This is a genomic window from Moorena producens PAL-8-15-08-1, assembly GCF_001767235.1.
Classification (GTDB): domain Bacteria; phylum Cyanobacteriota; class Cyanobacteriia; order Cyanobacteriales; family Coleofasciculaceae; genus Moorena; species Moorena producens_A.
Window position 1 is genome coordinate 3,898,933 of the sequence record NZ_CP017599.1, and the last position, 20,959, is coordinate 3,919,891.

At 43.1% G+C, this 20,959-nt stretch carries 14 protein-coding genes and 2 pseudogenes; 2 read left to right on the plus strand and 14 right to left on the minus strand.

Annotated features, from left to right (window positions below; genetic code table 11):
• Positions 1 to 503 precede the first annotated feature (503 nt).
• The 5 genes and pseudogenes from BJP34_RS48880 to BJP34_RS14450 form a co-directional block, all read right to left on the minus strand.
• Entirely contained in the window at positions 504 to 860 is a 357-nt protein-coding gene (locus tag BJP34_RS48880) for a pentapeptide repeat-containing protein (protein WP_202972097.1), read from the minus strand.
• 12 nt (positions 861 to 872) lie between these two features.
• A pseudogene (locus BJP34_RS50435) lies at positions 873 to 959 on the minus strand (pentapeptide repeat-containing protein); the annotation flags it as partial.
• Positions 960 to 1,267: 308 nt separating this feature from the next.
• Positions 1,268 to 2,328 (minus strand): annotated as a pseudogene (locus BJP34_RS14435) (ISKra4 family transposase).
• A 14-nt stretch (positions 2,329 to 2,342) separates the two neighbouring features.
• Entirely contained in the window at positions 2,343 to 3,158 is an 816-nt protein-coding gene (locus BJP34_RS14445; protein WP_070392951.1) for a pentapeptide repeat-containing protein, read from the minus strand.
• A gap of 719 nt (positions 3,159 to 3,877) precedes the next feature.
• Positions 3,878 to 4,504, minus strand: a complete 627-nt coding sequence (locus BJP34_RS14450; RefSeq protein WP_070392952.1) for a hypothetical protein — start codon at positions 4,502 to 4,504, stop codon at positions 3,878 to 3,880.
• 686 nt (positions 4,505 to 5,190) lie between these two features.
• Between BJP34_RS14450 and BJP34_RS14455 the strand changes: the two genes are divergently transcribed.
• Positions 5,191 to 6,159: a carbohydrate kinase family protein gene (locus BJP34_RS14455; protein ID WP_070392953.1), complete on the plus strand. Its 969-nt coding sequence runs from the start codon at positions 5,191 to 5,193 to the stop codon at positions 6,157 to 6,159.
• Positions 6,160 to 6,374: 215 nt separating this feature from the next.
• Here the strand turns inward: BJP34_RS14455 and BJP34_RS14460 are convergent, their stop codons facing one another.
• A complete protein-coding gene (locus BJP34_RS14460) occupies positions 6,375 to 7,742 on the minus strand; it encodes an RNA-guided endonuclease InsQ/TnpB family protein (RefSeq protein WP_070392954.1) in 1,368 nt (455 codons plus the stop codon).
• 64 nt (positions 7,743 to 7,806) lie between these two features.
• Between BJP34_RS14460 and tnpA the strand changes: the two genes are divergently transcribed.
• The gene (tnpA, locus tag BJP34_RS14465; RefSeq protein ID WP_070392955.1) at positions 7,807 to 8,217 is read left to right on the plus strand and encodes an IS200/IS605 family transposase; all 411 of its coding nucleotides are present in this window, start codon (positions 7,807 to 7,809) and stop codon (positions 8,215 to 8,217) included.
• Positions 8,218 to 8,581: 364 nt separating this feature from the next.
• Here tnpA and BJP34_RS14470 read toward each other — a convergent pair whose 3' ends face one another.
• From BJP34_RS14470 to BJP34_RS14500, 8 genes are all read right to left on the minus strand, one after another.
• On the minus strand, positions 8,582 to 12,706 hold the full coding sequence (locus BJP34_RS14470; RefSeq protein WP_070392956.1) for a filamentous hemagglutinin N-terminal domain-containing protein: 4,125 nt from the start codon (positions 12,704 to 12,706) through the stop codon (positions 8,582 to 8,584).
• Between the two features lie 587 nt (positions 12,707 to 13,293).
• Positions 13,294 to 13,494, minus strand: coding sequence for a hypothetical protein (locus BJP34_RS14475; RefSeq protein ID WP_070392957.1), 201 nt, complete (start codon positions 13,492 to 13,494; stop codon positions 13,294 to 13,296).
• A 680-nt stretch (positions 13,495 to 14,174) separates the two neighbouring features.
• Positions 14,175 to 14,372 (minus strand): hypothetical protein, encoded by a 198-nt coding sequence (locus BJP34_RS14480; RefSeq protein WP_070392958.1) that lies wholly within the window; start codon positions 14,370 to 14,372, stop codon positions 14,175 to 14,177.
• Positions 14,373 to 14,525: 153 nt separating this feature from the next.
• Positions 14,526 to 14,714: a hypothetical protein gene (locus tag BJP34_RS39805; RefSeq protein ID WP_149030981.1), complete on the minus strand. Its 189-nt coding sequence runs from the start codon at positions 14,712 to 14,714 to the stop codon at positions 14,526 to 14,528.
• Positions 14,715 to 15,254: 540 nt separating this feature from the next.
• Positions 15,255 to 15,449: a hypothetical protein gene (locus tag BJP34_RS43290; protein WP_070392960.1), complete on the minus strand. Its 195-nt coding sequence runs from the start codon at positions 15,447 to 15,449 to the stop codon at positions 15,255 to 15,257.
• A gap of 375 nt (positions 15,450 to 15,824) precedes the next feature.
• Positions 15,825 to 15,956, minus strand: coding sequence for a hypothetical protein (locus BJP34_RS48885; protein WP_267876570.1), 132 nt, complete (start codon positions 15,954 to 15,956; stop codon positions 15,825 to 15,827).
• Positions 15,940 to 16,128: a hypothetical protein gene (locus BJP34_RS39815; RefSeq protein WP_149030983.1), complete on the minus strand. Its 189-nt coding sequence runs from the start codon at positions 16,126 to 16,128 to the stop codon at positions 15,940 to 15,942. The genes BJP34_RS48885 and BJP34_RS39815 overlap by 17 nt, the downstream gene beginning before the upstream one ends.
• Before the next feature lie 259 nt (positions 16,129 to 16,387).
• The gene (locus BJP34_RS14500; RefSeq protein WP_070392962.1) at positions 16,388 to 20,632 is read right to left on the minus strand and encodes a filamentous hemagglutinin N-terminal domain-containing protein; all 4,245 of its coding nucleotides are present in this window, start codon (positions 20,630 to 20,632) and stop codon (positions 16,388 to 16,390) included.
• Positions 20,633 to 20,959: the final 327 nt, after the last annotated feature.

Consider the following 20,959-nt stretch of genomic DNA (forward strand, 5'->3'; position numbering starts at 1 on the left):
AACACCTTACTTAACCCCGACAACTTCTCCTCAAGCTTCCTCAACCTCACCTCATACTCATCCAAAGTACCCCTCACCGAGTTAGGGTCATGCTCATCTAAATACTGCGTGATCGCCTCCCTGAGTAATTCTGATTCTTTCTTCTCAGTACTCAAAGATAGCTACTTAATTTTCTCCTGCCATTGTACCGGGATTCTTGTCCCCACCATTATCTTTTCCGTCACGGCTGTTAACCTTACTAACCTTGCTAATTTAACTTATCAAAGCTAACTCCGTTAAGTCCGCTTGCTGGCATTTCCACTAATAGAACTACTTCCCACCAGAGTCAAAACTAGTGCGCAATAATATTACGGGAAGTCCCAATAACTCCCGTTTTGGGGATTAAAACTGGTTTGAGAGGTATTGGCAACCCAGTCGTTAGGATAGTTGTGGGGTTAGTGGTAGCTATTGACCTATTGGGTGTTAACTGTAACTTGTTCTATTGTTTTTGTTTTAAACTTGTACTAGGGTATATCTTTGGGTATATCTTTAGGTTCTTTTATTAGTTTCATTTCGGCGGTTTTAGGATTAAAATTTTCAGAAAATATGGTGGGACAAGGATATCTTAGATAAAGTTTTTGGCAAGTAGCTTTCAATGTGCTTTCATCTGTATACATTGCATTTTTTAAATTAGCCTGGAATAGATTAGCTTTCTGTAAATCAGCTTTCCATAAATTAGCTTTCTGTAAATTAGCTCCCCTTAAATCAGCTTTCTGTAAATTAGCTTCCAACAAATTAGCTTTTTGTAACTTAGCCTCGACTAAATTAGCTTTCTGTAAATTAGCTTCCCATAAATTAGCTTTCTGTAAATTAGCTTCCAACAAATTAGCCCCCTGTAAATTAGCTCTTTCTAAATGAGCCTTATGTAAATTAGCCTGGAATAGATTAGCCTTTTGTAAATTAGCTTCACTTACATCAGCTTCTTGTAAATTGGGAGCATGTCACTTATGCAGAGCATTTGTACTAGAGGTAGATTATCTGTTGTCTGCTTTATCTAAATAAAACATAAAAGAGACTGTTGATCGGCACTTATGTCCTACACTGTGAAGTGCGGAGCGATGTGCTATTAGTATTTTGAATAGAGTTGAATTTAATGGGCGAGTTCTATTATAATCCCTCAACTAGGCCAAATCTGTGAATAATTTCATGAGTTTTGGGATAATTCACAGGTCCGATAAGAGTGAGTTTTCTCGTTAGTTAATGAAGCGTGTTTTTACTGAAAACCTGCTTAAAGATTGTTATTGAGATAAGCACATCGATGTTTGAGAACTTGAGGCACATTTTCAGGTTTCCACTGTGCTCCAGAAATCTTCAGTCGTCGGTCAATTTGTTTAACTGTAGATTCAACAGCTCCTGAAGCAATGGAACAAATTGAATTCTCTTGATAGTATTTATAGTTAATAATACGCTCTCGATGATTCTGTAAATAATTACAGAAGTTTTCGGCTTGTTTTTTAGTCAAAGCAGAAATCAAGTTAAGAGTTTCATCAACGTTACCTAACCACAATAAACTTTTAGCTTTTTTCAATCTTTTCAGTGAACCACCGACCTTATGTAAATTTTCAACTAAGTGAAACCAATCAATAATTTCCCGTTTTTTTCCTGGACAATTAAATTGTTTAACAATATTCCAAATCCCAGGATGCCCGTCTCCCAGGCAATTCAGTGGGTTTGATAACCGTTGCTGATTCACCCAATTTATTAATTCCTCATTTTCTAAAAACCAAGCTTTTCTCGTGGATTTATTCACACAGATTGCCTTATAATCTTTCCAGAGACAAGGTTCTCCTTTTTTTGGCGTTCTTAACCTTACTTTTCCTCCATCTACACTCACTTCTTCAATATCTTTACTACAGTCATTGTCAGGAAATTTATAGCGATGTACTAGCCTTTGTTGTGTTTTGGCTGAGATTTTAATTCCTGTATAGTATTCAATATCTCTGGCAGCATTCTCATAAGATACATTGGCGCTTGCTCGAACACAACACTGCTCTAAACAGGGACTTATTCTTTGGTTAGTTTCGAGATTTAATCGGATGGCTTGCTTTTCGGTTATTGGTAGTTTTCCAATGATACTCTTTAATGTTCTCAGTCTTCCGGCCTCGGTTTTTGTCGTTTCTTTGATAAAAAAAAACCGATTTTTGGTGTGATCTAATCTAAAGTTTTCTCTCTCACAGTTTCTTCTATTCCCGCCATTGTGTCTAGTTTGGTCGGATCAGAGTCCTCATAAAGAATCTTGGCAATTGCTTGAAGATACTCGTTGAGCTCTTTTTGCTTTTCAGGGGTCATTTTGGGATTAATTCTTAATTTTTTAGGTAGCCAGACATAGATAACATCAATTTCATCATTTTGTCAAGTAGTTCATTTGTTCTGCAAGTTTGACCTGCTCCCTGTAAATTAGCAAGGAATAGATTAGCCTCTTGTAAATTAGCAAGGAATAATTTAGCCTCTTGTAAATTAGCTCTTCCTAAATCAGCCTCTTGTAAATTAGCATAGAATAACTTAGTCTTCTGTAAATTAGCATCGACTAACTTAGCATTATGTAAATTAGCGCCCCCTAAATCGGCATTAGCAAGTTGAATTCCTATCAAGTAAGCTTTTGGTGCTTCCAAACCACTCAAACTTTGTTCCTCCCAGGTTAACCAAAACCAAGGAGTACGCCTAGGCTTTGAGTTTAAAAACTCTAGAGCTTCTTTTCTACCACCACTGCCTTTTTGGCCATGTGCAGCTGTAATCACCTGCCATGCTTGATAAATTTCACTATTTCGCCGATCTTTTTCCCCAGCGATAAAGATGATCAAGCCTAGAAGAATAGATAAATTACCGACTAGTCCTAATATTTCTATTAATGCCAATCTGTTGAGGTAGTCTAAAACTGGTTCTAAAAACTTTTTTTCTATTTTTATAAGTGGTTGATTACATTTAAATAATACTAACCTTAAGGGACTGTTGGCAATTTTTTCTGCTTGATATCTATCTTCTAGATTAGTTCCTTTTACACCTGTTATTTGACGGTTTTTATAAAGTTTAATAGCTATTTTATTGATATCTAGGTATGATGTTTTTCGTGGACGGGGTATTTTTATTTTGATTTGATTAAGTATCTGTTTTAGCTTCATTATTGCTAATAATGTGCTTGTATAAGTCCTGTTATGATTTGGGAAAGGTAATCCCTAATTTATTATCCCCTCTAAGCTCAGTCATCAGATCTTTTTTTTGCATCAGGTGTGTAAACAGATCTGTCAACTTCATGTACTTGGGCATGTCACCGACACACGACCCAATTCTAATTCCAGGACTCAACCCTGTTCTGTTGACAGGATTCCGACAGCGGAACTACTTCTCATCACAGTCAGTCTTTAACTTCCCGTTATTTTTGCCAACAAAATCAAAAGTAATAGAAAGTTAATTTTAAAGGGAATTAGAGGGAAAAATGAAATACTGCTAAGTCCGATTACAGGAACTAAGACGTCAAATCATTATCTTTTTTACTACTGTTAGTAAATAACGAAAAGATAACGGCACTTAATATTAGTTGGCCTTTATTTGTTCTTGTGTTGGCCGAAGGTGAGTGTAAAGTATACACCCCTAAAGGTTTAGGGGTTGCTTGTGATGAGAACCAGGGTAATCGACCGATTGGTCGGTGTCTGCGATCCAGATTGGGTGAAGCCTCAAAAGTGCCGGGCGTAAAACCCTTGCCCCATATATCTTTGAAGGATTTTGATCGCAAAAAACGCCGGGCGTAAGATTCAGCAAGGGTTTTCCATGATTAAGGTGATCGCCTCAATCATGGAAAACCCCAGCGACTGCCGGGGCAAAAGTGGATGGAATGAGTTGATCAGATGTAATTCTCTGGTGCTGAGGGGTTGATGTTGTACTTCCGCAGAATTCGCATTAAACGGGCATTTTCTTCTTTCAGGATGTCTGGGTTCGCCATATCTAATGAGAGATCTTCTAGTTGCTGATTCAGTTCCTGATTAATGTGCTTCCAACATTGGTCGTTGTTGCGAAGGTCGATTACCTCAGCTTTTAGGTTCATATTTTCATTAAAGAGCTTGTTGTATTCCTCTTCTCCTCGAACTATTCCAAAGGCTTTGTCTGCTCTTCTGGTGATCGACTCGACTATTGAGGCCGTCACCAGGTTGTCAGCTATCTTGTTACCTCGCTTGAGCCAGTACTTCCAGTACAAAGCAGCTTCTTGAGGTAAAGTGACAGCGATTGCTTTATTGCTGCCTTTCACTTTTTGCCATTTATCGGATTGAAATACTTTACACTGAGAGGCTTCTAGGGATTTGCCTTTTAAAAATTGTAAGAACGAGTTTTCGGGCTTTCCGATACTTGATGATGTTTGTGTTCGACTAAGTAATATCGTTTTGGTCGAAGGAATCAGGAAAACGTCCAGTAGGACTTCCCCTAGTTTGATTTCACTTCGATCGGCTATTTCATCAGAAAAATATTGTGTCATGATTAATCTAAGTGAATTATGTTTACTGCATCAGCGATCGCACCATTGACGGGGAATGCGATCGCTTATTCATAAGTATACCTATTTTATCGTCATCGGCAAATATTGCTTTTGTTATCTTTGTCGCCTCAAAAAGTTAACAAGAGACGACAGGAAAATCAATGATCACTGCAAGCCAGTAATGTATAGTGCCCCGCCTACGGCCAATCGCTTTTAGCTGTTCCGTTCATAAAAACGCTGAATTAATCGATTTTTATCGTCTTTATTTACGAGTACAAATAGCTTACTTTGCCTAACGAGAGAAATGGGCGACGTTATGCTTGCCCACTTTTCTCCTTGTTTTATTCGTTTTCCGGAAAACTAGGTAGAGTTAAGGTACAGGTCACAGACTTCCCGGCGTTGGACAGAGAGGCACCGTAGGTGATCGCATCAAATACCTGCCATTTCCACTAATAGAACTACTTCCCACCAGAGTTAAAACTATTGCTTAAAACTATTGTGTAAACAGGGGAACTAAAATACCGATAATCCCGGTTATATTAATTACTCGGGAGATAATAATAACCTACAGTATAATTTGATGTCAGTTTGGGTGAAATACTTGCGCGCCACTTCCTTGTGAGAAGATGGGCGATAGACTGCCCGAATCACTGTTCAATTGCGTTTGGTAGGTAAGGAATACCCTCATGACAAGTCCCCAGGTGATCTGTGCTGGTGAAATGTTGTTTGACCGTTTGTCTAATCAGCCAGGAAAACCCCTAGAACAGGTGGAGTCTTGGACAGACTATCCCGGTGGCGCACCAGCGAATACTGCTTGTGCTTTAGTAAAGCTGGGTATACCCACTGCATTTATCGGTTGTATTGGTCAAGATCAGCCAGGAGAGATACTGGTAGAGTTGTTAAAGGACGTTGGTGTCGATAGCACGGGAGTACAGCGTCATGGTACAGCTCCCACACGGATCGTCTATGTAGTGCGAGATGCCTCAGGCGATCGCAGTTTTGCTGGATTTGGTGATATCGATACCACAGAATTCGCTGATACACGACTTCAAGCCGATCACTTGCCTACTGAACTATTTAAAGAAGCTAAGTTTCTGGTATTGGGGACTCTGGAATTAGCCTATCGAGACAGTAAGGCAGCAATTAACCAAGCGGTTAAGTTGGCACAACAACACCAGGTCTCTATCTTTATAGATGTGAACTGGCGACCGGTCTTTTGGAATGATGCCAACAAAGCGATTGAAATCATTCAAGACATGATCCAGCAAGCGGACTTCCTAAAACTCACTGATGAGGAGGGAGAGTTTTTGTTTGGCACTGCTGATCCAAAAGCGATCGCACAACGGTTGGATAAAGTCAAAGGAGTATTAGTCACAGCAGGGGAACGAGGCTGCGCCTACTATCTGGGAGGAAACGAAGGGAAATTACCAGCATTTTCTGTAGCAGTCCAGGATACAACCGGTGCCGGAGATGGCTTTACTGGTGGCATTATTTATCAACTATGCCACCGTGACTGGTCCAGTCTGAGTGATCCAACCGTTGCCAAAGATGTGGTTACCTATGCCAGTGCAGTAGGGGCACTGACCACTCTCAAGCCTGGTGCGATCGCAGCTCAACCTACATTAGCTGAGGTGGAAGGTTTTCTATCTAGTTAGTAGACTTCGCGGCAGTTGTCGGGAACAGGGAACAGGGAACAGGGAACAGGGAACAGGGAGCAGGGAGCAGGGAGCAGGGAGCAGGGAGCAGTCAAAAATCAAGAGGCAAGAGGTAAAAAATTATGTGTACCTCATAGCTATGATAAACGCTCGCTATAGTTAGTATGCTTAAAGTGACGCTCCTACACTGAATCGTAGATTACAGTGTAGGCTTCTCAGACACTCCGAAGAATGTGTAGAACTTCCTTAGAGGTATCATCTGTAGTAGAACCAACTACTACAACTTTACCTTGGGAGCGTTTTATAGTGGGGAACACGTCCAGCCCCACTATGATGATATTGATAGCGGCGTTAATGTCTCTATCAACCTGCATGGTTTCAATGTCATCCCAATATTCGCGAATACTGGTATTAGTAAAAATCACCATCACCCGATACGCAAGCAGTTGAGATGTATAGGCAGGATTCTTCGCAATCACAGAGGCTCCAGCTTTTTCAGCTATGTGTCCGAGGATTTGAAAGAATTGACCAAAAGCGGCATCTGCCCAACTCAAATTAAGCCCAGATTTAGCCGATTGACCATTTGGAATGAAGGAACCCGTCTTGTCTTGCTTGGGTGCATTGCGCCTCGTAAGACCTTTAAGATTGAGGTTTTCATGAAAGAAAACTTTTTTACCGGTTCTCAATAATTCGTGAGCTGTTTTGTATTGGAAGTCTTTACGACACCTTGCTATCTTTTGGTGTTGACGTCCTTCTCGTCTTGCCAGTTTGCGGCGCGCTCTAGAACCCCGTTTTCGAGCGTTCTTTTTTTGAGAGATTCGGGTTAGTTTGTGCTGGCTTTTTCGTAGGACTTTGCGCGATGGAAGTTTTACGCCTTCCGATGTAGCAAGGTAATCATCCTCATGTAGAACGGCATCCATCCCGAGTGAATTCTCCCAAGTTGGCAGAATCGAATCTGGCGTCACCGCTGGAACAGTTGGATCTTCCAGTCGCAGGTTCACAAACCAACCATCATTTTTCTTGATGAATTGAACTTGTTTGAGAATTGCCCCATCGGGTAAGTGACGGTGGGAGCGAATCTTGACCAGCCCAATTTTGGGAACCTTAACGTACAAATACTTGCCACCAATCGAGCAAGAATGTAATTTAAGTCCAGCCCCTTCGATAACAAATGATCGGTAGCGTGATTGCGACTTGAATCGTGGTCTACCACTTCGAGTTCCTTTATTATCACCTGCAATGAATCTCTCGAACGCCTTGTCAACCCGTTTGCAAACTTCTTGCAGTGTGTTTGCTGGAACTCTCGAAAAGTCCAGCTCTTCACCCGACCATACAACCGTTACAAACTTTTTTTTGAGGTTTGGTAGGTATTTTTTTTGATTGTAATAATTTGGCCTGTCTCGCAACTTAGGCAGCGATACAAGCAACGGACAAGCATTGACTGGTGATCGATTGTTATCCCACCAGTCAAATCTGTCCCCTAACTGCCGGTTGTACCAGTACTGGCAAATCCGCAGCCAAAGATTAAGCTCTAGCTTCTGCTCGGTGGTTGGGAGTGCCTTGTACTGGTAGGTGTATTTCACTTTCTGACTTAGTGATGTCTATTTCGGCTACACTAATTGTATCACAAGTTTTAGGATTGTTGTCATGAAAGATGATTTCCTCTCAAAAGGAAGATCAGTAAGTGACATGAAGGCTCACTTGGTTTTAACTTCTAAGTATCGTCGTAAGGTGTTTAACGCAAAGATGCTGCAAAGGCTAGGAGAGATAGTAGAAGACCTTTGCCAAAAGTGGGACTGCAAGTTGATTGAATTCAATGGCGAGGAGGATCACGTTCACCTACTGTTTCAATACTTCCCACAAATGGAGTTAACCAAGTTCATCAATAATCTCAAAACCGTTACAAGTCGCAGACTACGAAGTGAATTCCAGGAACGAATTAATCAGTTTTATTGGAAAGATGTTTTATGGAATAACTCGTATTTCATTGCATCTTGTGGTGGCGTTACTATTTCCACTCTCCGGAAGTATATCGAGTCTCAGGTTTCACCTGATTAATATTTGGCTGCTACATTTCATTCCACAGCCGCGCATTCCGGAGACGCGCGCCTTAGAATAGTGGAGCCTTGTCTTGATGCAGTCGCTCATGGGGGAAACCACGGCAGTCGCTCATGGGGGGAACCCCCAAGACCGCGCTGCCTCCCCAAGACCGCGCAAATCACGCTAATCAATAAGTTTTTACCCTTTTCCCATAGCCTGCCAACCATAAAGGCTCCACTATTCTTGCGGTAAATTCTAACCTCTCACGCCAAATCAAAGATTCTGGCGTGAGGCTCCTGCTGATTTAGCTGAAGTTTTTCTTCCCCCGATTCCCGACTCCCGACTCCCGACTCCCGACTCCCGACTCCCTACTCCCTACTCCCTACTGCCTAAAACATGGATAATTCAAACTACTATTCCAACTACTATAGTTACCTTGGGCAGGATAAGGGACCAACTCCACAATGCCCTTCTGATTAATTATCCATCCTTGGGCTTCAATAATAGGTGATTTCTTTTTAGTGATTGGTTGTGCCTGATCTGGGCTGTTATACCCTAATTTCCTTTTCCTCCAACTCCGGCTTCTTCTTCTATTGCTTAATTGTGTAGTCCCTTGATCAACCATCAGCCGCAAATCGGGTACCACCACTTGACCCCGCAACACCCCAGCTGGGTTAGCGGGGATTCCTCCTTTTCCGGTAACTAAAAAACTATTCCCCCTGTTTGCTGCACAATCGGTGATGATTTGATTGCTCGTATCCACTACATCTACAGGTAGCTTATCTAAGGCTTGGGCGGGGTTAACTTCTGGAGTATTGAGAGTAACGCTGCCATCAATACCAAGTTTGGAGGAAGCGGTAATCTTACTACTGCGATCGCTAAAAATTCCAATGGCCGAAATCGTGATATTTCCCCCACGGCCTAAAATAGCATTGGCAGTGATGTTACTACCCTTTGATGTCACTAAAAAATCAGTGGTCATAGTGATATTGCCACCAGTAGCAGTATCCCTGGCATTAGTCGTTATCTCACTGTTGTTCCGTAAGAAAATTAGTTTGGCATTAGAGAGGGTAATATTCCCTTGGTCTCCAGCAGAGGTTTTAGCATTGAGGAAACCATTGTCGAGCTGGATGGTATCAGCAGAGACGTCCAAGGTTCCAGCAACACCGGTACCTGTACTGCTGACCGTTACCAAGGCGCGATCGCTAACGCTAAATGTCTTGGTATTCAGGTTAAGGGAACCCGCTTTGCCTGTTTGGGTTGCCCGAGATGCGATCGCACTAGCTGGCCCATCTGGGTCAACGCTGTTTCGTCCAACTCTCGCTAATCGCTCGTTGTAGGTAGGGTCTATACCAGACAGAGTGATCTTCTCAGAAGCATTGATAGTAATATTACCGGCATCACCACCCTTGAAGCTAGACGTAAAAATCTGAGCGCCATCGATTAATGCCAGAGTGTCCACATCTAAGCTAATTTCACCAGCTGAAGCATCAGTCTGACTTGTAGCGGTGATCACTGCCCCATTATCCAGACTTAGGGTCGGAGTTTCAATTAAAATTTCACCACCAATCCCAGTTGCCCTGGATTCGGTGTTAGCAGAGATAGCGCTAGAGGAGCCAAGGGCGGGACTGAAGCCAGACAGAGTAACCCTATCTGTAGCATTAATTTCAACATTACCAGCATTACCAACACCCGAAGTAGAAGCCCGTAATTCTGCTCCATCCTCTACCGTCAAGCGCTCAGTTTCTATGCTCAAATTACCCCCATTTCCCGTAGCCCTTCGGTTCACCCCTGCGATTAAGTTGCTGCGAAACTGACCATCAGGTGATGTCCCAATCACCTCTATTTCTTTAGCCTGTATCGATATCAAACCCCCATCACCCTCACCAGAAGTAGAGGTGTTGATACTTGCTCCCTCTCGTACTCTCAGACGTTCTGTATCAATCAATATAGTTCCTCCGTCCCCTGTAGCTCTGGGTAGGACATCAGTAAACAAGCCACTAAAGGATGAGTTATTGTTTGACGTCTCAACTAATAACTCAACCTCCCCGATTCCCACCACATCTACCTCAGTCGCCCGAATTGTCACGGTACCACCATTCCCATCACCATAGGTTCCAGAGCCTACCTGTGACCCATCCCGTATAATCAGATTCTGGGTATCGATAGTCAAATATCCCCCATTACCGGTCGCATTTGGGATCACACCAGTGGACAAAATACTTTGGGATACATCAACCGTATCCGTCACTGTGATAGTTACATCTCCAGCATTTCCTGTCCGTGCCGCAACCGCTAAGATGTCTGCGTCATTCATCGACAAGTTACGACTGGTAACTGTGAGATCCCCACCGCCCCTGACACCGTAAGTCCTAACCAAGCTCTCGTCAAAAACAATATCCTCTGTTGCTTGTAAGGTTATACTTCCTCCCTCACCACCAATGGAAATGGTCTGGAGATCGTTTGTCCTAATGGTTCCGTTGGTCGCATTCAGGGAGATGGAGCCACTATCAGCAATCTGGGCTGATTCATTAAATTCGGTAAATGTAGAGATGTCTGCTTCAACACCAGTTAGGACAATGGTATATTCACCGATGTCAAAACCACTTCTATCTTCCCAACCTGCCAAAGGTGACTCACTGCCAAGCTCATCTGCTTCATCAATACTGGTAAAATCCCCTGTATCGTCTCCATCGGGAAAGATATCTCCTGCCTCACTGACTGGTTCTACACCAAAACCACTAATGGCTAGATAGTAAATTCCTGGCTCCGTTGGGGTTAGGGGAGTTCCTGCTGGTAAAAATGATTGAGCACAACCACCACAGTCGGTGTCATCATCATTGGCATAAATTCCTATACCCTCTTCATCAAACAAGAATAACTGGGTGTCTAACTCTGTCCCCTCAGTGGTGCGAGCCGAAAAAGTCCCCCCTCCAGTCAGAAAGATTTGGTACAGGTCTACATCCGTTTCTTCGCTAATCGCGCCAGATATGAATATGAACTCAAATGGCACTGCCGGAGAATCACTAATAACTGTAGCTGTCTCAAGCACTTGTCCGGTATCTCCAACCGGGGGAATTGATGTGTCAATGTTACCAACGGTGATATTCGCACCGGAAATAGCAATGTTCCGTCCATGGGTGCGGATGGTGTCAAAGGAGGTATCTTCCATCCGAAAGTCCCCTACCCCATCCCGATCTGCATCAGCAGTAAACACCATTAGTTCACTCCCTGGTGTTAAGTTTAGGGAGTTATCCTCTAAGTCGTTTATTACAATATCATTGGTTGCTTGTAGAACAAAATTGTTAGTTTCTGACAAATCCTCCATTAGGGTCTCGTAGATAGTGGTAGCTGCGACATCCTCAAGCTGACTTAATGGAGTAGTTAGAATAGCATCCGCTGTGTCGGAATTATTTATAATGTCAAGATTAATTTCATCTATGGCATCCTGTTCAGGACCATTAGCAATGATGATATCTGTGGAATCGAGTAATAAGGTTCCCGCAAAACCATTGATGGCACTAGTATCCACATTTCCCCGAAACGTTAGGTATTCTTGCCCTGATATTTCTACATAGCCACCGTTACCAGAAATTTCCCCACCACGAGCCCTGATGTTGCCGTAAAATCCAGTGATCTCATTCCCTGAAATAATTACTCTACCGCCATTGCCTTGTGCGATCGCATTAGCACGAATCTCCACATTAGGACCAATGAAGGTGCGGCTAGTTTTTTGGTTACCAATGATAACGCTCCCCCCACCGTTAGGGCCAGACACATTAATCCTCGTATTATCTAATAAGCTAATCTGGGAACCACTGACTTCTACTCTTCCTGCTCGTGCTCTCAAAGAACCGGTGCTAGTGATGGTATCTGCTGATAGGATTAGACGTTGCCCACCACCAACAGCTAAGTTTCCCTGATTCCTGATCTGAGGCAGTCGCTCATGGGGGGGACCCCCAAGACCGCGCTGCCTCGCTTGATGTTGACGTAGAGCATTGGTAAAGAAAGCACCAGGTTGGATGGTCAGTAAGTTACTGCTTTCCGGCTCTGTAGCACTAAATAGTCCTTGCTCCCCTAACCTAATGCCATCGGCTGTAGTAGCGATAAATGAGCCACGGATATCTAACCGAGCGTTGTTGCCAAAGTTAATACCATTGGGATTGATTAAATAAAGATTTGCTGTTCCCTGTACCCCCAAAGTCCCGAATATTTGTGAGATATTGCTGCCTGTTACACGAGTAATAATGTTAGCAATACCATTCGGGTTAGCAAAATAAACGTTTTGTCCCTCATTAACATTAAATTCCAGGAAACTATGGAACAGATTACTGCCTCGAATTGCACCACCTTCAATTAAGTCTCTAAATTCTTGGGGAGTGAACTTGGACTGTTCTACTCCTAAGGTTTGATCGGGGGTAATCTGGGCATAAGCCGCCTGGTGATCAACTATCCAAGCGATGCTGGCTAATAAAACAATAGGGAGTTTTGAGTACCAAGATAACATCCTTGCTCCTGTACCTTAGAGGGCTAGACCAATGTCTGTCTTTGATGCACCAGCTTTGTGAAAAAATCATCCAGATACTTTGACTGTGATGGAATCACTGACAAATCTTTTTTTTTCGTGATATTACTGATGCTTCGGCCTAATTCTGGCACACTATTTTCGTTTTGTCCTCGTGGAAATCACACAGAATGGACTTGGAGAATATAGGTTGATCAGGGGTAGTCGTAAATACTTTTAGCTAAGCTATAGCGTGCAACCCTATAGAAGCCTGTATATTTTCAAAAATGTCTACGTTCTTTTTTTAGTTTAGTATCCAAATAAAATTGCACCTCCGTATCGTTAATTTTCACGTCGGTTATTTTTAAGTTTGAAATCAACTACGTTTATTTTTAATAATATACAAAAACAGGGTAGGATGTATGTAACGCACCCTACGCAATATTTACAAATATGAGATGCACCCGATGCTTTGTGGCACAGGCTTCAAGGCTGTGACGTAACGACTGATAGCACCTCAAGTAGCGTGCGCTTAGGGCATATGCTTACCTTCTAGGAATACATCGGAAAATGGAATTCAATGCTGAGAATTAAGCACTAGGAGTAAAGAATCCCACTGGCATAAAACCGCCAACTACTTCTTCAAGGTTGTCATCAGTTAGTTCCAGGTCGTCATCGTTTAGTTTAAGTTCCTGATCCCTTAGACTTTTAAAGCCAGCCTTGTCTGACACCAACTGGTCTGTTGACCCGTTGTTTTTTTTGAGTGAATTATTGATTTGTTGGGTATTCATGGTCATCCTGCAGTTGAATTTATTGATTAATTGACTCAATTCTCTACTAGTTTAGCAGATAGTCTCTGATTATTCTTTTCGTTAGTATAAATTAGTTGACCGGAAAATTATCTGAAATTATCCTATCATTTTCGCTTTAGGTGCGCTTGACCCGTAATTAAATTCGCCACGGGTCGCACCTAAACTTTACTTTAACTTTAAATTTTGTCCGACTACTTACAAGCAGCCCTGATGATTAAACTAACTCCCATAGCTAATTTGGGCAGGATAGGCCACCAACTCCATAATTTCCTGGTCATTAATGATCCAGCCTTGGGCTTCAATGATCGGTAATTTCGGATAGTATTGTTCTGATATAAATCCAGCTCTTTTCCTTATTTAGGGTTGATAAAACTCTGATTAATTGCCAAAAAAATTGCCAAAACAATTATTATAAATACTGGCTCATTAATATTGAATAAAGTTAGTTATATAAAACTCATTTTATTATAATCATTAATCATAATTATAATAAAAAGCAGGATAGCCTTTATGCAAAGAGACTACCCTACAAAATTTTTATATTGCCGAGGTAATAATTAATTAAACTGTAGAAGGCAAAGTGTCTATGTCTAAGTCTACCTCGGGGGATTAATAGACCTTAGAGAAATACATGGAGCCATGGGATTCAATGCTGATGATTAAGCTGAAGGGACAAAGAATCTTTTGCCACCAACTACTTCTTCAAGGTTGTCATCCGTTAGTTCCAGATCGTCATATGTTAGTTGTTTTTCCTGATTCGTTAGACTTTCAAAGTCAGCGTTTTCTGACCCCAAATGGTCTGTTAACTCGTTGTTTTTTTTAATTAAATTATTGGTTACTTCGGTATTCATAGCCATCGTTAAATTCAATTAATTGCTTGACTTCAATATCTACTAGTTTAGCAGAGATTACCTGACGCGGAGACAAGGATTCCAAAAATAATGTGGGGTAATAATTTGATATAATTATGGTAAAATAAAGATAAATAGTTTTCAATAAGACCTATATCCTTACAAGGATGCCATCATTGTAAGTAGTCGGACAAAATTAAACTTAATTGTGAGGACGACAGACCAGGGAGCAGTAAGGGTTTGAGTATAATACCAAAGGGAACAGGGAACAGCGGATCTGGGAACAGGGAGTAGGGAGTAGCGATGCAGCGCCGACCTGCGGGGGTTTCCCCCACTCGCGCTTTGCATCAAGACGGGAGTAGGGAAAAGGGAACAAAAATTCTCACAATTCCTACACGGATTGGTAAAGAAATATTTATTAATACAGTGATAAATATTTATAATTATTTCATGAAATTTTTACACAGCAAGTTCCTTAGAGCCCTAATTAACTGGAAAATATCCTGGATAAAGTTGCTGATGTCGAACTCAGGTGATAATCATAATTAATGATAATTCTAATACAAAGCAGGGTAGGCTGTATGTAAAGAGCCTACCCTGCCTCACTTTGCTATTGCAGACATGATAATTAATTAAACGTAATCATTCAGCCTAATGCTGTCAGCGGTTAGCTTAAAATAAACATCATTTGGGAGATAAGAGTTGAAGATTAATGATAATTGAAAGTTTGGGGAACTGCCTCCCCTGTTCCCTTGCTGCATCGCTTATTCGCGCATCACCGATTGCGCTATGCCCACGCTGCGCAAACATTAGGCTCACCATTGGCCTAGGGTGGCCAACAGCTGACGGCACCTCAAGCAGCGTGGGCGTAGCCCATTAGCTTACCTTCTAGAAAGCGGGAGGATTAAAGAATCCACCAACTGCTTCTTCAAGGTTGTCATCGGTTAGTTCAAGGTCGTCATCGGTTAGTTTTAGTTCCTGATCCGTTAGACTTCTCAAGTCAGCGTTTTCTGACACCAACTGGTCTGTTGACCCGTTGTTTTTGTTGATTGAATTCTTGGTTGGTTGGGTATTCATAGCCATCGTTAAATTCAATTAATTGCTTGACTTGAACATCTACTAGTTTAGCAGAGATTACCTGAACAAGTTTTTTCGTTTCTTGATGCAAAGCGCGAGTGGAGGGAACCACGGCAGTCGCTTGTGGGGGAGACCCCCGCAGGTCGGCACTGCCTGCCCAAGACTGCAGAGGTGCGCTTATTCATAGGACTTACGCAAATCTCTCAATTTAACGCTACCTGTAGGGTGGGCAATGTTTTGCCCACCCTACCCATGGATTCTGTGCGTAAGTCCTGATTCAAAGATCAGTAGCCTGACCATTCGCCTAGGTTGGCCAAAGGCTGACGGCACCTCAAGCAGCGTGGGCGTAGCCCATTAGCTTACCTTCTAGAAATACAATGCTTAGTGTATAGCGGAAGGATTAAAGAATCCACCAACTGCTTCTTCAAGGTTGTCATCGGTTAGTTCAAGGTCGTCATCGGTTAGTTTTAGTTCCTGATCCGTTAGACTTCTCAAGTCAGCGTTTTCTGACACCAACTGGTCTGTTGACCCGTTGTTTTTGTTGATTGAATTCTTGGTTGGTTGGGTATTCATAGCCATCGTTAAATTCAATTAATTGCTTGACTTGAACATCTACTAGTTTAGCAGATATTACCTGAACATTTATTTTCGTTTCTTGATGCAGCGCGGTCATGGGGGAAACCACGCCAGTTGCTCATGGTTAGAAGTTACCGTAAGACAGTTGAGCCTTAATCAATAAGTTTTACCCCTTTTCTGCATAGCCGACCAACCATAAAGGCGAGCCTGTCTAAGGTTTCGTCTCCGGGGGAACCCCCAAGACCGCACTGGCTCCCCAAGACCGCGCAAATCACGCTAATTTCAATTAAGTTTACGGAAAATTCGTTGAAATTATTCTAGACTTAGGGTAAATTTGTGTGGATTCAGTTTTAAGTTTGTAACACTACTTAAAAACAGCTGTGATGATTAATCCAACTCCCATGGCTAATTTGGGTAGGATAGGCCACCAACTCGACAATTCCCTGGTCATTAATGATCCACCCTTGGGCTTCAATGATCGGTAATTTCTGATTCGTCATGGCTGTTTGATCACGGTCGTGGTGATACTGTAGTCTTCTTCTGAGGGAACTCCGGGTTTTCCTCCTCTTGACTGGTTGTGTATTGCCTTGTGTATTTCCTTCATCGACCATTAACCGTAAATCGGGTACCACCACCTGACCCCGCAACACCCCAGTTGGGTCAGCCGGGAGTCCTCCTCCTCCAGTGACCACAAAACTATTCCCATCTACGGCTGCACAACTAGTCACAATTTGATTGCTGGTATCTACCACATCTGCGGGAAGCTTGGCTAGGGCTTGGGCAGGATTGACATCTGGGGTATTAAGGTTGACGGTGCCATCAATACCGAGTTGAGAAGAAGCGGTAATCTCACTAGTGCGATCGCTAAAAATTCCAATGGCAGTAATAGTAATATTTCCCCCGCGTCCCAAAATAGCATTGGCAGTAATATCACTATTCTCTAGGGTTACCAAAAAGTCGGTAGTGATGGTGATATTCCCACCAGTGGCACTCTCACGGGCGTTGGTAGTGATGGTACTGTTGTTGCGTAAGACTACAAGCTGGGCATCAGACAGGGTAATATTTCCTTCGTCTCCAGCAGTAGTTTCGGCATTGAGGGAACCATTATCGAGTTGGATGGAATTGGCATTTACTTCCAAGGTGCCAGCAACACCGGTACCAGTACTACTGACCGTTGCTAGGGCTTGATCGCGAAGGATAAATGTCTTGGTATTGAGGTTAATCGAACCCGCTTCCCCATCTCCTATTGCTCTCGATGCGATCGCACTCGCTTCCCCATCTGGGTCAACTCTGTCTGCTCCCAATATCGCTAATCGGTCATTGTAGGTAGGGTCAATGCCAGAGAGGGTGATTGTATCAGTTGCATTGATGGTAATACTGCCAGCATCACCGCCACTGGAGCCAGAGGTCAGAATTTGAGCCCCATCGGTTAATGCTAGAGTGTCTGCATTGACAGTAATTTCACCACCAGGAAAGTTACTACGGCTTCTAGCGGTAATAACTGCCCCATTATCTAGGCGTGTAGTAGGGGTATTAATCGTAATATCCCCACCACTCCCTGTAGCCGTAGATTCGGTGTTGGCAGAGATCCGACTGGATTGACCACCTCTGCGACCACCGATGGCACTGACCCCAGACAGGGTAATGCTCTCGGTAGCCTTAATCTCGAGATTACCAGCATCTCCGTTGCCAAAGGTAGCACTCCGTACCTCTGCCCCATCGGAGATCCTAAGCTTTTGGGTATCAACGGTCAAAGGTCCCCCATTCCCTGTAGCTGTTGGTTGAACACTACTAAACAAGCCACTAGTAGCATCACCATCCGGTGAAATCCCCATCAGCTCTACATCAGTAGCCCTTACCGTTAGGGTACCGCCATTGCCTTGACCAAAGGTAGCACTACTTATCTGTGCTCCATCCCTCACTGTCAGCCGTTGGGTATCAATGGTCAACCTCCCCCCATTCCCTGTAGCGTTTGGGATAACGCTACTAAACAAGCCGCTACTGAACCCAATAGCACTTCCACTAACCTCTACCTCAGTAGCCCGTACTCTTACTGTACCACCGTTGCCTGAACTATTGGTAGAACTGCTGATCTGCGCCCCATCCCTTACCCTCAGGCTCTGGGTATCAATAGTTAACTCTCCGGCATTGCCTGTTGCTGATGAGTTGACATTCACAGACAACAGTGAACTTTCCCTAACCTCTACATCAGTAGCTTGTATTCTTAGGGTACCTCCATCCCCCTGACCAAAGGTGTCACTAATTATCAGTACCCCATCCCGTACCCTCAATGCTTCGGTATCAATGGTGATGATACCCCCATCTCCAGTGGCTCCCTGCTTTGCATTAGATTGTAATAAACTCAAGGATTCAATAGCTACAGTATCTGTAGCGCTAATCGTTACATTCCCTCCATCCTTGGTTGCGGAAGTACTAGCATCTAAGATAGTACCGTTTCTTAAGAATAGGTTGCGACTGAAAAAATCGATATTGCCACTGCCAAAACTCCCTGCTGTACTAATGGAGCTATCCTCAAAGGTAATATTGTCTTTAGCCGTTAGGGTAAGGTTTCCCCCTTCACCATCAACAGCAGCGGTATTCAGATTACCGGCTTTAATTCCACCATTAGTCGCAATTAAGGTAATCGAGCCGCTATTGACAGTTTCCGGTAAGCTAGCTGATTCAGTAAAGGTAGCCGAGGGCGCTTCCACACCAGTCAGAGCAATGGTATAGTTACCCAGGTCAAATCCCCTAATATTTTCCCAATCACTTAAGGGCAAATTCCCGGCTGTTGGTGTTGCTGGATCCACACTGGTAGATAGATCCACAAAAATAGAAATCGGGAAAATTGGATCGGGAAAAATCTGTCCTGCCTCACTAACTGGTTCTATTCCGAAGCCACTGATGGCTAAATAATAAATCCCTGGTGCAGTGGGGGATAAGGGATTACCAGCGGGTAAGGTCGATTGCAAGCAACCGCCACAATTGGCATCATTATCATTGCTATAAATCCCGAAACCACCTGCATCAAATAAAAATAACTGAGTAGCTACCTCTGTCCCCTCAACGGTAGTAGCTGAGAAGGTTTCCCCCCCGGTTAGGAAAATTTGGTAGATATCTACATCAGCGACGTTGGCGATGGTTCCTGATATACTCTCTAAGGGAACACCGGGGGAATTACTGACGATTTTGGCATTCGTGATCGACTGTCCAGCATCTGCTACTTGGGGAATTGATGTATCAATATTCCCGATGGTTAAATTCGCGCCAGATATAGCAATGCTGCGTCCATTGGTACGGATAGTGTCCGAGACAGTATCTGCCATCACAAAGTTTCCTACCCCATCCCTGTCAGCATCAGCTGTAAATACTACTGCCCCAATGCCTGATGCTAAGTCTAGGGAGTCATCGGCTAGGTCTTCTAGGAGAATATCATTGGTAGCTTCCAAGACAATATTGGTATTCCCAGACAACTGCTCTAAGGTTGACTCATAGATAGTGGTGGTTCCGACCTCAGTCAACTGGCTCAAGGAATCAAGGTCATCTACTGTTTGATCCCCTGTCCCACTAGCAATAATAATATCTTTAGGGTCTAGTAATAAGGTGCCAGGAAAGCCATTCACGGCACTGGTATCCACATTCCCCCGAAAAATCAGCTTTTCCTTACCTGAGACTTCGATAAAGCCGCCATTGCCGGAAATTGTTCCCCCACTAGCGCTGATAGTGCCGTAAAATCCTGTGATCTGATCTGCTTGGAGGATAACTCTACCGCCATTGCCGTTTGCGATCGCATTGGCACTAATCTCGACATTAGGGGCAATGTAGCTTCGGTTAGTCTGTTGACTACCAATTAAAACCGTCCCTCCACCGTTTGGGGAGGATACATCAATAGAGGCATTATCCCATAAGCCAATTTGAGAGCCATTAATCTTAACTATTCCCCCCGGTGCTACTAACGAACCTGTGCTAGTAACTAAATCTCCCGACAACACTAACCCTTGCCCACTACCAACAGCTAAGTTACCCTGATTCCTGATTCGAGGCAGTCGCTCATGGAGGGGACCCCCAAGACCGCGCTGCCTCGCTTGATGTTGACGTAGGGCATTAGTAAAGAAAGCACCAGGTTGGATAGTCAGTAAGTTACTTTTTTCTGGTTCTGTGGCACTGAACAATCCCTGTTGACCCAATTTAATCCCATCAGCTGTGGTAGCAATAAATGAGCCAGCTACATCCAATCGAGCATTGTTGCCAAAGTGAATGCCATTGGGATTAATTAAGTAGAGATTTGCTGCGCCATCTACTCCCAAGGTACCGAATATCCGTGATCGACTCCCTCCTGTGACACGAGTGAGGATATTAGCTATGCCATCGGGGTTGGCAAAGTAGACATTTTGTCCTTCATTGACATTAAATTCCAGGAAACTGTGGAACAGGTTACTGCCTCGGATCGCTCCGCCTTCGATTAAGTCTCGAAATTCTTGGGGAGTAACAATTGAGCGTTCTACCCCCAAGGTCTCATCGCGTATAATCTGGGAGTAAGCAGCAGTCTGGAACACTGCCCAAGCTGTGCTAGATATTAATAAGATTGGGAGTTTTGAGTACCAAAAGAACATTTTCGCTCCTGTACCGTGGAAGGCTGCTATTCCTGACTTTAGGGGTTAATTCTGTGTCAGGAAATGGTTAGCTATCCGCTAATAGCTCTACCGATATTACCTCATCAGCCAAATATCAAAGTATACCATTATGCTTAAATAAAACAAGGACAAGTTCTTCAACAAAACTTTACCAAAGACACAAACAAATTAATGTATGAAATTAATGTGTCAAAGGATTTTTCATATAAATGATGATCAATTAGGCTTAACTTCACATTAAACCTTTAGGCACATAAAACCAGCGAAAGTCTTTTTTCCTCAATCAGCGCTGAAGGACTTTCACGA

What these genes read in the sequence shown, in the direction of transcription:
- BJP34_RS14445 (WP_070392951.1), bottom strand. Translation starts at nt 3,158, where the DNA reads ATGAAGCTAAAACAGATACTTAATCAAATCAAAATAAAAATACCCCGT.
- BJP34_RS14450 (WP_070392952.1), bottom strand. Translation starts at nt 4,504, where the DNA reads ATGACACAATATTTTTCTGATGAAATAGCCGATCGAAGTGAAATCAAA.
- BJP34_RS14455 (WP_070392953.1), top strand. Translation starts at nt 5,191, where the DNA reads ATGACAAGTCCCCAGGTGATCTGTGCTGGTGAAATGTTGTTTGACCGT.
- tnpA (WP_070392955.1), top strand. Translation starts at nt 7,807, where the DNA reads ATGAAAGATGATTTCCTCTCAAAAGGAAGATCAGTAAGTGACATGAAG.
- BJP34_RS14470 (WP_070392956.1), bottom strand. Translation starts at nt 12,706, where the DNA reads ATGTTATCTTGGTACTCAAAACTCCCTATTGTTTTATTAGCCAGCATC.
- BJP34_RS14475 (WP_070392957.1), bottom strand. Translation starts at nt 13,494, where the DNA reads ATGAATACCCAACAAATCAATAATTCACTCAAAAAAAACAACGGGTCA.
- BJP34_RS14480 (WP_070392958.1), bottom strand. Translation starts at nt 14,372, where the DNA reads ATGGCTATGAATACCGAAGTAACCAATAATTTAATTAAAAAAAACAAC.
- BJP34_RS39805 (WP_149030981.1), bottom strand. Translation starts at nt 14,714, where the DNA reads ATGCAAAGCGCGAGTGGGGGAAACCCCCGCAGGTCGGCGCTGCATCGC.
- BJP34_RS43290 (WP_070392960.1), bottom strand. Translation starts at nt 15,449, where the DNA reads ATGGCTATGAATACCCAACCAACCAAGAATTCAATCAACAAAAACAAC.
- BJP34_RS14500 (WP_070392962.1), bottom strand. Translation starts at nt 20,632, where the DNA reads ATGTTCTTTTGGTACTCAAAACTCCCAATCTTATTAATATCTAGCACA.